At 40.1% G+C, this 14514-nt stretch carries 14 protein-coding genes; 9 read left to right on the top strand and 5 right to left on the bottom strand.

From position 1 onward, the window contains the following. Nucleotides 1–58 precede the first annotated feature (58 nt). From JF50_RS16355 to JF50_RS16335, 5 genes are all read left to right on the top strand, one after another. Complete coding sequence (locus tag JF50_RS16355; RefSeq protein WP_039610483.1) at nucleotides 59–1492, top strand: lytic polysaccharide monooxygenase; 1434 nt, start codon at nucleotides 59–61, stop codon at nucleotides 1490–1492. 67 nt (nucleotides 1493–1559) lie between these two features. Next, nucleotides 1560–4019, top strand: a complete 2460-nt coding sequence (locus JF50_RS16350) for a glycosyl hydrolase family 18 protein (RefSeq protein WP_039610482.1) — start codon at nucleotides 1560–1562, stop codon at nucleotides 4017–4019. Nucleotides 4020–4174: 155 nt separating this feature from the next. Continuing rightward, nucleotides 4175–4945, top strand: coding sequence for a substrate-binding periplasmic protein (locus JF50_RS16345; RefSeq protein WP_080760265.1), 771 nt, complete (start codon nucleotides 4175–4177; stop codon nucleotides 4943–4945). Further along, nucleotides 4942–5349, top strand: coding sequence for a hypothetical protein (locus JF50_RS16340; protein WP_039610481.1), 408 nt, complete (start codon nucleotides 4942–4944; stop codon nucleotides 5347–5349). The genes JF50_RS16345 and JF50_RS16340 overlap by 4 nt, the downstream gene beginning before the upstream one ends. Before the next feature lie 8 nt (nucleotides 5350–5357). Continuing rightward, a complete protein-coding gene (locus JF50_RS16335) occupies nucleotides 5358–6542 on the top strand; it encodes an anhydro-N-acetylmuramic acid kinase (RefSeq protein WP_039610480.1) in 1185 nt (394 codons plus the stop codon). On the opposite strand, the gene JF50_RS16330 is transcribed toward JF50_RS16335, so the two are convergent. Continuing rightward, nucleotides 6531–7025, bottom strand: coding sequence for a hypothetical protein (locus JF50_RS16330; RefSeq protein ID WP_039610479.1), 495 nt, complete (start codon nucleotides 7023–7025; stop codon nucleotides 6531–6533). The genes JF50_RS16335 and JF50_RS16330 overlap by 12 nt on opposite strands. Nucleotides 7026–7142: 117 nt before the next feature. Beyond that, nucleotides 7143–8282, bottom strand: a complete 1140-nt coding sequence (locus tag JF50_RS16325; RefSeq protein WP_039610478.1) for a Na/Pi symporter — start codon at nucleotides 8280–8282, stop codon at nucleotides 7143–7145. 333 nt (nucleotides 8283–8615) lie between these two features. Here JF50_RS16325 and JF50_RS16320 point away from each other — a divergent pair, with 333 nt between their 5' ends. Together JF50_RS16320 and JF50_RS16315 are read left to right on the top strand one after the other, a co-directional pair. Continuing rightward, nucleotides 8616–10595: an ATP-binding protein gene (locus tag JF50_RS16320; protein ID WP_052262369.1), complete on the top strand. Its 1980-nt coding sequence runs from the start codon at nucleotides 8616–8618 to the stop codon at nucleotides 10593–10595. 76 nt (nucleotides 10596–10671) lie between these two features. Beyond that, nucleotides 10672–11175 carry a YcgN family cysteine cluster protein gene (locus tag JF50_RS16315; protein WP_039610477.1) on the top strand — a complete coding sequence of 168 codons (504 nt, stop codon included), beginning with the start codon at nucleotides 10672–10674 and terminating at the stop codon, nucleotides 11173–11175. Between the two features lie 57 nt (nucleotides 11176–11232). Here the strand turns inward: JF50_RS16315 and minE are convergent, their stop codons facing one another. From minE to minC, 3 genes are read right to left on the bottom strand one after another with little or no spacing between them, the layout of a single operon-like run. Beyond that, nucleotides 11233–11496 (bottom strand): cell division topological specificity factor MinE, encoded by a 264-nt coding sequence (gene minE / locus JF50_RS16310; protein WP_039610476.1) that lies wholly within the window; start codon nucleotides 11494–11496, stop codon nucleotides 11233–11235. A gap of 1 nt (nucleotide 11497) precedes the next feature. Further along, nucleotides 11498–12307, bottom strand: a complete 810-nt coding sequence (gene minD, locus JF50_RS16305; protein ID WP_039610475.1) for a septum site-determining protein MinD — start codon at nucleotides 12305–12307, stop codon at nucleotides 11498–11500. A 5-nt stretch (nucleotides 12308–12312) separates the two neighbouring features. Continuing rightward, on the bottom strand, nucleotides 12313–13014 hold the full coding sequence (minC, locus tag JF50_RS16300; RefSeq protein ID WP_039610474.1) for a septum site-determining protein MinC: 702 nt from the start codon (nucleotides 13012–13014) through the stop codon (nucleotides 12313–12315). A gap of 146 nt (nucleotides 13015–13160) precedes the next feature. On the opposite strand from minC, the gene JF50_RS16295 reads away from it, so the two are divergent. Together JF50_RS16295 and JF50_RS16290 are read left to right on the top strand one after the other, a co-directional pair. Beyond that, nucleotides 13161–13442, top strand: coding sequence for a YcgL domain-containing protein (locus JF50_RS16295; RefSeq protein WP_039610473.1), 282 nt, complete (start codon nucleotides 13161–13163; stop codon nucleotides 13440–13442). Further along, nucleotides 13435–14451, top strand: coding sequence for a lytic murein transglycosylase (locus JF50_RS16290; RefSeq protein ID WP_039610472.1), 1017 nt, complete (start codon nucleotides 13435–13437; stop codon nucleotides 14449–14451). Before JF50_RS16295 ends, JF50_RS16290 begins: the two co-directional genes overlap by 8 nt. Nucleotides 14452–14514: the final 63 nt, after the last annotated feature.

Here is a 14514-nt window from a genome sequence, read left to right as displayed (position 1 = left end):
CCTCCACAAAACAAGTCAATATAACAATAAATCAGCATGTAGTATCAAGGTGAGCGAAATGAAAACTCTAAAAGGAAAGGTTTTAACGTCAGTCTCAGTTGCTTGTACAGCCTATCTGACATTACATTCAATCAATGCATCTGCGCATGGCTTTATGGACTATCCAAAGGCAAGACAATCAATCTGTGAAGCACAAGGCGGGTATTGGTGGCCAGACGACGGATCAAACATTCCAAATTTAGCATGTAGAGCCGCATTTTTAGAATCAGGCTATGTTCAATTTGTCCAGGAGCATGAATTTGCATCACTTATTGCTGACTACAACAATCAAGCAGCCGTTGAAGCTGCAGTTCCAAATGGCACATTGTGTGCAGCAGGTTCTAATGAAAAAAGAGGTATGAACCTGCCTCATGCTGATTGGCAAACAACCGATGTTAAACCAAATGCAAACGGCGACGTTGCAATCAGATTTAGGGCTACAACTCCGCATAACCCAAGCTTTTGGAAGTTCTATTTAACCAAACCTACATTCAATACCAATACAGATGTACTTAACTGGAACGATTTAGATTTAATTACAGAAGTAGGCAATATCAACTTTGTCACAGATCCAGACGGTAAGAAATTTTATGAAATGACGATCAATATTCCACAAGATAGAAGTGGGAGAGCAATTCTTTACACGCGTTGGCAGCGTAACGATGTTGCAGGTGAAGGATTTTATAATTGTTCAGATATCAACATCATGACAGATGTTCAACCTGTGGATTGGTTTAGCGCAGGTTATTTCGTTAAGCAAGGACAAAACGCAGCTGTTGGCGATACGGTCTGGGCAAGAGTATTTAATGCCACTGGCCAAGAAATAATAAAACAATCGTTAAAAGTCACATCGACTAATGAGTCAAATTGGCAGGCAGAGTTAGCAAATATACTCAACACTAACTACTCAACAGATGTGCAGGTTGGTGTAAAAGGTGCTGACGGAAACATAAACTTTGACCAAAACAATATTTTAACTAACGAAGTGTTCGTAACAGATGCAGCAAATACGTACAACTTAACTATTCAAGTTAAGCAGCCTAACACGCCACCTACAGTGCATAAGCCCGACCCCATAGTGATGAATGAGCTTACCGAAGTACAGCTACATGTACATGCCTTTGATAGTGACACGATGGATTTAACGTATGTATGGGATGTTCCTGCAGGTCTTACATATACAGGGTCAGGGGCGACAATTACATTAAAAGCCGCTGATGTCACTAATGACACAAATTATACAGTTGGCATAAGTGTATCTGACGGTGAATTATCTTCAACAACCACTGCGGATATCACAGTTAAAAACATCGCAAGTACACTCAAACCGTGGAACAAATCAAAAACATACGTCGCTGGCGATAAGGTTAGCCATAACGGTGTTGATTATGAAGCTAAATGGTGGAACAGAGGCGAAGAGCCTGGCACAACTCAAGTTTGGAAAAAGATTTAAACAGATGTAAAGGTCGCTCCAATTATTGGGGTTTGGATATAACATGTAAAATAAGGTTGAGATAGTAATGAAAATCAATAATTTAACTGCAGCTATAGGACTAGCGTTAATGTCTACTGGATTGATGGCAGCACCTTCAGCTCCACAAATCAGTTGGGAACCACAAACGTACTCTTTTGTAGATGTAAATCTAGAAGGTAATGGTTCATATAAGCAGATTGTACAAGCTAAAGAGGTTGTTACAGTAAACATTAAGTGGAACTCATGGAGTGGCACTGGCGGCGACAGTTACAAAGTTTATTTTGACAACCAAGTAGTCAATCAAGGTTCTCTCGCAGCAGGCACTAAGGGCGGAACTGTGTCGTTCCCTTATACTAAATCAGGTCGTCACACGCTTTATCTAGAGATCTGTGACGCAACTGGATGTGCTAAAAGTGCCGGTAAGCCAATTGTAATTGCAGATACTGACGGCGGTCATTTGCAGCCACTAACAATGGATGTAGATCCTAATAACGCAAACAATGGCACTATTCCTGGCATGGTAACAGGTGCGTACTTTGTAGAATGGGGTATTTACGGCCGTGATTTCGATGTGTCGAATATTCCTGCGCATAACTTATCTCACCTTCTTTATGGCTTCATTCCAATCTGTGGTCCTAATGAATCTCTTAAAGAAATAGAAAATGGTAATAGCTGGCGTGCGTTGCAAAAAGCATGTGCTGACTCTCAAGACTATGAAGTTGTAATTCACGATCCATGGGCGGCAGTACAGAAAACTTTACCTGGCACTGACAACAACGACCCAATCCGTGGTACATATGCTCAGTTAATGGCACTTAAGCAACGTTATCCTGACCTGAAAATTTTACCATCAGTAGGTGGTTGGACGCTATCAGACCCATTCCATGGTTTCACAACTAAGGCAAACAGGGATACGTTTGTCGCTTCAATGAAGCAGTTCTTGAAGACTTGGAAATTCTATGATGGTGTTGATATCGACTGGGAATTCCCAGGTGGTGATGGTCCAAACCCTGGTTTAGGAGACCCTGTAAACGATGGTCCAGCTTACATCGCGTTAATGCAAGAGTTACGAGTGATGCTTGACGAATTAGAAGCTGAAACAGGCCGTAAATATGAGCTTACTTCAGCTATTGGTTCAGGTTATGACAAGATTGAGGATGTAGACTACCAAGTTGCTCAGCAATATATGGACTACATCTTTGCGATGACTTACGATTTTTACGGTGGCTGGAATAACGTAACAGGACATCAAACTGGTATTTACTGTGGTTCGCACTTAAGTCAAGGTGAATGTGACGGGACAGGCTTAGACGATAAAGGTGAGCCAAGAAAAGGGCCTGCATATACACTTGATAACGCCGTTAAAGCATTATTAGCCCAAGGTGTTAACTCGAAGAAAATCGTTGTAGGTGCGGCTATGTATGGTCGTGGATGGGATGGTGTATTTGACTCAAATACAACTATTCCGGGTAACCCAATGACAGCACCAGGTAACGGTAAATATTCGGGTTCAACCAGCGAAGGTGTATGGGAAGCTGGTATCATGGACTACAAAGCGATTGCTAAAAATCTAGTTGGTGGTGGAAATGGTTTGAACGGCTTTACAGTCGGCTATGACGAACAAGCAGAAGCAGCATGGGTTTGGAACAAATCAAAAGGTAAGCTTCTTACTTATGATAGCCCTCGCTCAGTTCGCGCTAAAGGTCAATACGTTAACCTACATAACCTAGGTGGTTTATTCGCTTGGGAAGTGGATGCAGACAACGGTGATATTTTAAATGCGATGTATGATGGCTTAACTGGTGGTATGCCAGTAAATAGAGCGCCTGTTGTTACTGTTGACGCGAACTTAACACTAAACTCTGGTCAATCAGCTAACCTTACTGTTAATGCAACTGACCCTGAAGGCGCTGCGCTAACATATGCATGGTCAAGTCAAGGACTAACATTAAGTTCTGCAAACACAGCAACGGTTGGCATTACAGCACCATCAGTGACGACTGATACTACTTTCCAGTTGAAGATTGTTGTTACTGATGATCAAAATGCTGCAACGGAGAAAACAGTATCTGTACTAGTTAAAGCAGACGTACCTGCAGGTGCACCAGTTGTACAGCCAATCGCGAATGTAACAGTGCAAGAAACACAATCAGTAAATGTCTCTGCCGTTGCTACAGACCCTAACAATGACCCGCTAACATATACTTGGAATGTACCAGCGGGTCTTACAATTTCGGGGCAGGGTGCATCAGTATCTCTCACCGCAGGAGAAGTAGCACAAGATACAACAGTGACAGTATCTGTAGCAGTGTCTGACGGTACGCATACAACGTCTACGTCATTTGATGTGACAATCACAAATGTAGACTCTGGTGCACCAGCTTGGGATGCAAATACAGTTTACGTTGGCGGTGATAAAGTGACTCATAACGGTTCACTATATCAAGCAAAATGGTGGACTAGAGGTGAAGAACCAGGTAAAGCACAGGTTTGGAAAGCGCTTTAATCCGTCAGTATTAAAAGTTAGGGTTGATATTCATAAGTAAGCTATGAATTGACCGATGGATAGGCCAACCCTATTATAAACAAAGGTGCAAAGCACCTTTGTTTTTTTTTCTAAATAAATCATACTAAGTTTATAATTCCATTCAGAAACGTCATGTGAAAAAGATCTTATTTGTAATTGCTTTCTTCTCAAGCTTTGTTCAGGCTGCCCCAAACTGTAAAACAGAAAAAAAGGTTGGGATAGGTGGTACTTGGCCTCCATATATTCGGTATGAAAACGATGTACCAAAAGGCGTAGACATAGCCATAACTAAGCTGGTATTCGAGAGAGCACAATTATGTATACAATTTTTACGGTTGCCTAGCTCAGCTAGAGGGCTTGTTGAATTGTATAAAGGTTTCATCGATGTTTTGCCTTCAGCTAGTTTTAATATCGAAAGAGCGCAAAACGCACATTTTACAGTTCCTTATAGGCGGGAACGCATGAGATTATTTACAAGACTTGAACTTGCGCCAGTCAAGAGCCTAACTGAATTATTCGCAGCAGAGTACACATTTGTTACAAACCCTGGGGCTTATTACGGAGAAGAACTCAGACAAATTCTACAGATTTCTTGGTATCAGCAAAGACTCGTAGAGGTAGCAAGCGCATCAAGAAGAATGGAGCTGGTAAACAAAAAAAGAATCGACTTTTTAATAGAAGATGAATACAGCGGATATTACTATATCAATCGCCTAGGCTACGATAAATTAAGGTTACACTCATATATCGTCAACGATAATGCAATCCATTTTATGCTGAGTCGTATCAATTTTACACAACAAGAAATTGATGCCGTTAATCAAGCAATTGAAAGTTTGAAACCTGAAATAGAAAAAATACTAAAAGCGGCACAACCTAAAAGGCTGGCTAAGGAGAACACTTGAAATATCTGTTATCTTCTACTTTGTTGTTCATATCACTATCAGTATTGTCAAAAGAAAAGCCATATTCCATAGACAGTTATCTACCACAAATTAGTCTAAACGAATTCTACAAGGAAGATAACATTAGACCTAAGAAAAGTGATTTTAAAATAAACAGTACCCTTGCAATGTCGACGGAAGATGGGAATAGGGCAGTCCTTGTAAACATTGAGAACTTGTCTTCAGGTAGAAGGATATTGGAGCCTGAACAGGTCATTGTTTTATATGCAAGCGGTGAAGTACAAACACTCACATCGTTACCAAAAAAAGTCATCGTCGATGGATACGAAGCGGTCAATTTGACTATAGAGCTAGGGCATAATATCTACCCTGTTATCTCTGTCCTAACAACCAATAATTTTTAGCAGTACGTATGAATCCACATATAGAAAAACTTTACAAAATAACGACAAAACAACACAGAACCATTATAGGGTTAATGAGCGGCACATCTTTGGACGGATTAGATATCGCCGTTTGCGAGGTGTCTGGGGCCGGATTACAAACACAATGCAAAGTCACTCATTTTGCAACGGTAGATTATGACGATGCAACCAAGGAAAAGATTTTGTCTGTATTCTCGAAAGACAATGTCGACCTTAAATATCTCACACTTCTAAACCCTTGGATAGGGACTTTACACGCGCGTTTAATCAATGAGCAATTGTCAAAGTGGCAAATTAATCATAAAAACATTGATCTGATAGCAAGCCATGGCCAGACGATATATCACTGCCCCAGTAGTTTCCATAATATTACCGAGTTTAAAAACGGTACATTGCAAATTGGAGATGGCGATCATATTGCGGTGGAAACAGGCATTATAACCATATCCGATTTTAGACAAAAACATATTGCAGCAGGGTTTGAAGGTGCACCTTTAGCACAGTACGGAGATTATTACCTCTTCGCTGATCAACAAAAAAACACGTTGCTATTAAACATCGGTGGTATCGCTAATTTCACTTTTATAGGCAAAAACCATAGTATTAACGACATCATTTGCTCAGACATTGGGCCGGGTAATACCCTAATGGACCAATATGTCAGACGACATTTCAACCTGAATTTTGACCAAAATGGCGAATTAGCTTCTAAGGGCGTTGTGAGTAAAGAGTTGCTATCGGCATTGATGTCCTTAGACTTCGTTGAACAACCTATGCCAAAAACGACTGGCCCAGAATTATTTAATATCGACTTCCTAGACTCCATAATTTATGACAAAAAGCTTCAGCTATCACATTACGACATACTTGCAACCTTGAATGAACTCACCGCTTGTTGCATCGTGACTCACATTAATAAGATTGAGACATCAGGCAAAGTCGAGGTTTTACTCAGTGGCGGAGGCGCACATAATGTCACACTGACTAATAAACTGAAGGATAAGCTCACAAATAACTTTGAGGTCGTAAAGCTTGATAATGATGGGATAAATACAGACTCCAAAGAAGCTGTACTGTTTGCCGTGCTTGCGAATGAATGTGTTATGAGCAAGAGTGCAGATGAAGATACACAAGGGGGATTAACGATGGGTAAGCTTTCACTACCTTTGTAATGCTAAACCATTTATTAGCTCATTTTTCCAGGCAGTCAATCTTGCAGATAGGATCTTAAAGAAAGGCTGCTGAGATTGATAAGTCGCTGTATCTGTTTCTTTACTGTATATGCTGCAGGCCAATTCTACTTGCGCATCAACTATATTTTTAACACCACCGGTTTCACCTAATAGACTAAGCTGTGTCATGTAAGTCCCAGCCTCGCCACTGCCTTTCAAAATGAGTTCAACAGAGCCTGAAACAATATCAAGATCATCAAGAACAACACTGCCACTGAAGTTAACATATCGCGCGTCTAAATGTGTAGAGGTGATCACCAAAGTGTTGCCTGATGTAGCGTCACTTGGCAATAAGCAGTCTAATACAAGCTCGTTACCTTGCACTTCAAACTCGATTTCATCAAGCGCCGACGCTTTTCCGATTGGAAAAAGAGGGTCTGTGTGTGTGTATAATTCAAATTGAATGGTTCTAGTATTTCGCATTAGATACAACTGAAAATTTTAAACAGCTTTATTGTGAAGTTTTTTTATTGCATTTATATGAATAAAACCTCGGTGACACAAATTAAGTCACCGAGGTGGTATATTATCTAGCTAAAATTAACGAACAGCCAGCATGATAAGACCAGGCACTACAAAGAATGAACCAAGTACATATCCGAACGCAGCAGTCTTATTCTTAGCACCAACTTCAGCAAGCTTTTCAGCACACTTGATTGGGATTTCGCGAAGTAGTGGTAGACCGTAAATTAAGCCAACTGCGAATACGTTAAACATTACGTGCACAAGTGCTACTGTTAATGCTACCTCACCTGCAGGGCCTGTGATAGAAGTTGCAGCAAGTAGGGCCGTAATCGTAGTACCGATGTTTGCACCCAGTGTGAATGGGTAGATTTGACGTGTAGTGAACACACCGCTACCTGCCAGTGGAATCATTAAACTCGTTGTTGTTGATGACGACTGAACCATAACAGTCACTACTGCACCTGAGCTAATACCCGCAACTGGACCGCGACCAATAGCGCCATGAAGTAAGTCTTTGGCTTTACCAACAAGTGCTTGTTTTAAAAGCTTGCCTAGAGTTGTTACAGCAAAAAGAATTAATGCGATACCAATAACAACCATTGCAATGCCAGCCGCTTTGCCATCTAAGAAGCTGACTGCATCTTTCACAACGCCAACAGCTGGTTTTACTAAAGGCTTGATGAAGTTGTAGCTCTTAATTGATAAGTCTGCGTCGCCAACAAACAAATGTGCAAGACTAGCAGAGAACTTCTCTAATAAACCGAACATGATCTCTAGCGGTAAGAAAATCGCTACCGCGAATAAGTTGAAGAAATCGTGTACCGTTGATGCAGCGAAAGCCCTTTGGAACTCTTCTTTAGAACGAATATGACCGATTGATACCAGTGTGTTTGTGATAGTAGTACCAATGTTTGCACCCATAATCATCGGAATTGCAATTTGCAGTGGTAAACCACCCGCAACTAAACCAACTATAACAGACGTTACAGTAGAAGATGATTGAACTAAGGCTGTAGCAAGTGCACCCAATAAAAGTGCGACGAATGGATTAGTAGCAAAGGCGAAAATTTCTTTCGCACCTTCAGAACCGCCGGAAGCAAGTTTAAAACCACCACTAACTGTACCTACGGCAACTAGCACTAAATAAACAAGAAATGCAATTGCACCCCAGGTTAGTAACTTTGATGGTAATGACTTTTGGCTATATTCACTCATTGATTTATCTCGTTATGTCAATGCCATTTTATATGGCACTTTGATGACGTTTTTGTTTCAGGACGCATTTAAACAAACAAATATGACAGAAATATTTCAGTCGCGATAATTGTACCTAGAAACCATTACTGATTAATGTCTTAAATCAAGTAAATAAACAGGGCGATTGAGCTGAAGATAGCTATGTGACTGTTTTATTGCGTTTTTATCAAATGAAAATGTGTTACAATCCTTTACAATCCACCTTGGCTTAAACAGAAATCATTCTCAGCCTCCATATTTGCTACATGATTAAAGGCTAAAGTTTGACTAAAAGAATGAAGAGAATAAGTAATGCGTTGTTTTTTACTGGTACTGCTGTGTTTTTTTTGTACACCAATCATTGCTAGTCCACTAACAAATATTGAGCCAACACAAATCAAACCAAACACACAGGCTCTCTCTCTAAATAATGAAGCGATGTTCTACTTCGATTACGAGGGCGAATTTCGCAGTGCATTTGATTTCGACCGCCATTCATACCATTTCAGACCAATTAGCGACATCAATAAAAAACCAAAAATAAGCATTTATTCGAAATGGGCATATATAAAACTTGATAACCAGAGTGATGTCACGGACTGGAAGATGTCATTTGGCTTTCCCCGTTTAGCTAAACTGTCAGTGTATAAAAAGCTGCCAAACGGATGGCAAGACCTGTTAAACCTAGACGAATCCGACCCATTCAGCAAACGTCCAGTTCAAGACCCACAAATGTACATCCCTCTGAACATGGATATTGGAGAAAACATCTTTCTTATCGAGTATCAGACGTTTGCAAATGCCCCAGCTAATTTACAAATTCATACGCCAGAAAATTACCTGAAAGAATCACATAAAAGCATTATCACAAATGCTAGCTTGACGGGTGTCGTTGCCGCTATTTTATTAATCGTTTTAGTAAATTTATTTTTTAATAGAAACAGTACAAACGTTTTCTATGCAGCTTGGACTTTTTTGTTCTTTTTAATTGTGGTTGATACTGCTGGCTTCAGCTTTCAATATTTTTGGCCTTCGCATAATGCCTTCTCTGGTCAGTTCTCAATCTTTTTAATGGCCACTGTTCCACTGTTCCATTTGCTCTTTGTCAGAGGCTTCTTACAGCTAAACCATTACCATCCTACATTGAATAAAGTCTATGTTGCTTTTATCGCACTTTACACAATCACTGTACCAACTGCATTGGTACTCAATACGGTCTATTTCAATCTTATTTTAAGTACATTGGTCATCCCTGTTTTTGTTTACACCTGTTCGTGGAGCATCAAACAAAAAGGTCCAGGTATGCGTACCTTCACATTCAGTTTGATCAATCATTTATTGTTCTTGAATATATTCACGATCTTAGGTGCGAGCTATGGTAATTTTATCGATGTCTTCGATATCACTTCATTCATCAAAATTGGCTACCTAATCGAAGTATTGTTATTTACTGTCGCATTAGCATTGCAGCACAAATCACTGCAATCAAGACTGCTAAATCAGCTGCAACATCAGGTGCATGCATTAAATCAAACAGTGAATACGAAACACCGTGAAGTAAGCTATAAAGAAGAGAAACTAAAAGAAAAAGAGGAAAAGCTGTTTACTGATTTATCACATGAATTAAGAACACCTCTGACCGTAATGAAGATTCAAGTTGAATCGTTACAGTACAATATCGTAGACAATGTGCAAGACTCATACAACAAGCTGATGAGTAAGATTGATGAGCTCAACAACTTTATAGACCAGCTTATGTTAGTGACAGATGATAAAGACATCGCATCACTTTTAAATCAAGAGCCAACCAATGCACATGTCTATGTAAATGAAGTCTTCCAAACATGTATTAGTCAAGGCGACCCCAAAACGTCTTCTTTTTCCGTCACCAACAAGTTAGACCGCTCACTGTCAGTGACATTAGATAAACAAACTATTGAAAATGCAGTATGTGAAGTAGTAAAAAATGCGCTTAGGTTTGGAGGAGAGGGCGTAGAGATCTCATTAAATACCTACTTAGATAACGACTTCCTCGTTATCAGGATCGAAGATTCTGGCATGCCTTTGTCATATGAGGCCCACCAGCAATTGTTTCAGCCGTTATTTAGAGAAGAAGTGTCTCGAAGCACGCTCATGGGCGGAAAAGGCATGGGATTAGCAGTATGCAAAAAGATAGTCGAATCTCACGGCGGTAAAATCGAATCACATAATAGTCTACTAGGTGGTCTATGTATCGAAATATCGTTGCCTTTGGACAACACTCTTCACCTTAATGCAGCCAGGGCCAGCTGAATATAGCAGTTTTATCCCTTTGCGCTATAACTGACTATAAAGTAAAATCCCATGTTCAGTTTTTGGGGCGTTAATTATGAGCAGTATAGAGTTTTGGGAAGCGAAGTCTTTAGCAGACATGAGCACCGAAGAGTGGGAAGCTATATGTGATGGGTGCGGTAAATGCTGCCTTCACTCGTTTATAAATAGTGAAGAAGAGGAAGAGCATTTCGAAAGCACCGATGTATTGAGAGAAGGTGAAGAATTACTATACACAGATGTGATCTGTCAGTACAGTGATATACAAACTGGTGGATGCACACGTTATAGTGAGCGTCAAACACTTGTCCCTACCTGTGTACAATTAACGAAAGATAATCTCAAAGATATTTTCTTTATGCCGCAATCATGCAGTTATCGTCGCCTTCATGAAGGGAGGGGACTAGCTGCATGGCACCCGCTAAAAAACAGCGGTTCAAAGTCGCTTATGCATGAGTTAAATGTGAGCATAAAAGGCAAAGTCGTAAAAGAAACTGAGGTCGACCTAGAAGAAGAGTTTGAAGAACATATCGTCGAGTGGCCGGAGTTTGACTGCGACTAATATCAAAAAATACACAGCATAAAAAAGCCCATGAGATGAATATCATGGGCTTTTTTCTTATTTTTGTTCGTCTTCAGGCAAAGTTACGTTTAATTCAAGTACTGCTAAATCGTCTTCGTTTTGTTCAAACTGAACATTCACTGCATCTGAATCTACTTTCACATATTTACTAATGACTTCCAGAATATCTTGCTTAAGTTGCGGAAGGTAATCTGGCGTGCCCCGCTTAGAGCGCTCATGAGCAACAATAATTTGTAAACGCTCTTTAGCTAAGGAGGCGCTGTTCTTTTTTTCTGAACGGAAATAGTCGAGTAAAGACAAATTAACCTCCGAATATTCTTTTCAGTAAGCCTTTCTTTTCAACATTTAGGAATCTAAAGTCGATAATTTCACCTAACAACCTGTCAATAGCGTCGCTGTAGGCTTGCCCAGCGTCAGAATCGCTATCCAAAATCACAGGCTGACCAGAGTTTGAAGCATTGAGAACAGATTTTGACTCAGGTATTACACCAAGCAGGTCAATCGCTAAAATTTCTTGTACATCTTCTACAGATAACATCTCACCAGTTGCAACTCTTTCTGGATTGTATCGAGTAAGTAGCAAGTGCTCCTTTACTGGGGACGCGCTTTCTTCGGCACGTTTAGATTTGCTCTGCAAAATACCTAAAATTCTATCCGAGTCTCTCACAGAAGACACTTCTGGATTCGTTGTGACAATCGCTTCATCTGCAAAGTAAAGTGCCATCATTGCACCTGCTTCTATGCCAGCTGGAGAGTCACAAATAATAAAGTCAAAATCTTCTTTTAATTCGTTTAAGACTTTTTCCACACCTTCTCTGGTGAGCGCATCTTTATCGCGCGTCTGAGAAGCAGGCAAAATGTATAGTTTTTCGACTCTTTTATCTTTAATTAGCGCCTGATTTAAGTTTGCTTCGCCATTAATGACATTGACAAAGTCATACACAACGCGACGCTCACATCCCATAATTAAGTCGAGGTTTCTAAGGCCAATATCAAAATCGATGATGGCTGTTTTGTAACCTTTTAATGCTAACCCCGTACCAATTGCTGCACTCGATGTAGTTTTACCCACACCACCTTTACCGGAAGTTACGACAATAATTTTTGCCATTAGATTTATCCTTTGACCAATGCTGTTAATTCTAAAGATTCATTTGTTTGAGTAATCTTACAAGGATTGCCCCAAAACTCCCCTTGAAGAGAATCGCTAATCCAGTAACTACCATTTACAGATACTAGTTCAGCTTCTAATTTTTGACAGTAAATACTCGCAGAATCATTACCTTGTGCCCCAGCAATAGCACGGCCCCGTAATGTCCCGTAAATGTGAATATTACCATCAGCTATCACTTCAGCACCGTGACTGACGGCACCAATAATAATTAAGTCCCTGTCTTTGGCGTATATTTGTTGCCCAGAGCGGACGGTTGCATTGACAACCTGTGCAGGAACATAAACGTGCTTCTCAACCACTTCTGTCTTGGTGTTCGTTGATACAGCAGGGGCGACATCTTTTGTGTAATTCAAAACTGACATGCCAATAGATTTAGCCGTTTCATTTTGTTCATCACTGCCGTTACAAATACCAACAGGGTTAAGTGATAGCTCACTTAAGATAGTCTTTAAATCTGAAAGTACCAAAGGCTCATTTTGAACTTCGGCCAGATTTATAACGATAGGCGCGCCTTGAAAAAACTTAGGCGCCTGGGAGATTTTTTCATTTAACTGTGCTTTTACGACACTTAAATCGCCATTAAAAAGTTGCAACACAGATAAAGTGAAGAGGTTCCCTTTGAGTTCGAAAGATTGTGTAGACATAAGCGCTCAAATATAACTGCGTACTCTTTATTAAATCTTATTTTGACCCCGTACTGTGTACGTTTGAGAGCAGCAAAACTTTCCAATTATTATATATGTCATGGTATAGTGCTGCTCTAAGATAAGCAAGAATTTATAGGGTTATAATGCTAAGTGCAGTATACAAAAGTAGTAAAAAAGCCGACACCTACCTTTTTATTGAAAAAAGAGACGATTTCAGCAATGTTCCTGAACCTTTAATGAGCACTTTTGGCACCCCAATATTTGTAATGTTAGTTGATCTTGCCAGAAGAGAAAAACTTGGGGTTGCAGATTTAAGCTTGGTTAAGGAAAAATTAACTGAACAAGGGTTTTACTTGCAGATTCCACCTCCAGAGGAAAATCTTCTGGATGAATTTAAAAAACGAAATGGAGCAAAGAGTGACTAAGACTTTAAAAGTTATACTTACATCTCTGTGTTTTTCAGCATCAGTCAGTGCTACGACGCAAGCCGACTTTGATAAATACGTTCAACAACTAAAATCAGAAGCCATTGCTAAAGGCTACGAACAATCTTTAATTGATTCAGCCTTCGCCACTGCGAAATTTAAAAAGAAAGTAATTAAAGCAGATAAAACGCAGCCGGAGATCGTTGAAACACTCGAAACATACTTGCCAAAACGCGTACCAGACTGGAAAGTCAAACGCGCGAGAAAGTTATATCAAGAAAACAAAGAGTTGTTAGATCAAATTGAACGCGACTTTGGCGTTCAGGGTCGATTTATTATTGCACTTTGGGGATTAGAAAGTAGTTTCGGTCGAGTACAAGGCGGATATCCGGTTATCAGTTCACTGGTCACTTTGGCATTCGATGGCAGACGCGAAGCTTTATACAAACGCCAACTTTGGGCTGCCTTAGATATACTTCGCGACGGACATATCGGCTTAGACAAGTTTAAAGGTTCTTGGGCAGGCGCAATGGGCCAAACTCAATTTATGCCTACCTCATTTAACGCTTATGCTGTTGATTACAATAAAGATGGCCGCAAAGATATTTGGACGACCAAAGAAGATGCCTTTGCATCCATTGCTAATTATCTTAAAAGTGTTGGTTGGAACAACAACTTAACTTGGGGAAGACAAGTTCAGCTTCCAGCGGGCTTTTCTGAAAACTACGTGCTAAAGAGAGGCACAAAAAACCATAGTCAGTGGCTTGAGTATTTCTCAAACTCAGAGCGCTCTCTAGCAGACTGGCAAGCGCTAGGTGTTAGACGCACTGACGGCACTGATTTACCTAATGTAAATATCAACGCAGCCTTAGTCATGCCCGATGATATCAATGGTAGAATGTATTTAGCTTATGATAATTACAAAGCATTAATGAACTGGAACCGCAGCTATTACTTTGTAACCAGTGTTGGATATTTGTCTGACAGAATTGGTTACCCAAAAATTTAGACCTACTCTTACTATAAAAAAGGCAGCTTTTAAGCTGCCTTTTTGTTGGGCTAATGAAAGAAA

Origin of the sequence: Pseudoalteromonas luteoviolacea (assembly GCF_000814765.1) — a bacterium.
GTDB lineage: Bacteria > Pseudomonadota > Gammaproteobacteria > Enterobacterales > Alteromonadaceae > Pseudoalteromonas > Pseudoalteromonas luteoviolacea_H.
The sequence above is the reverse complement of the archived record's forward strand: the minus strand, read 5'-3'. Positions and strand labels throughout refer to the sequence as shown.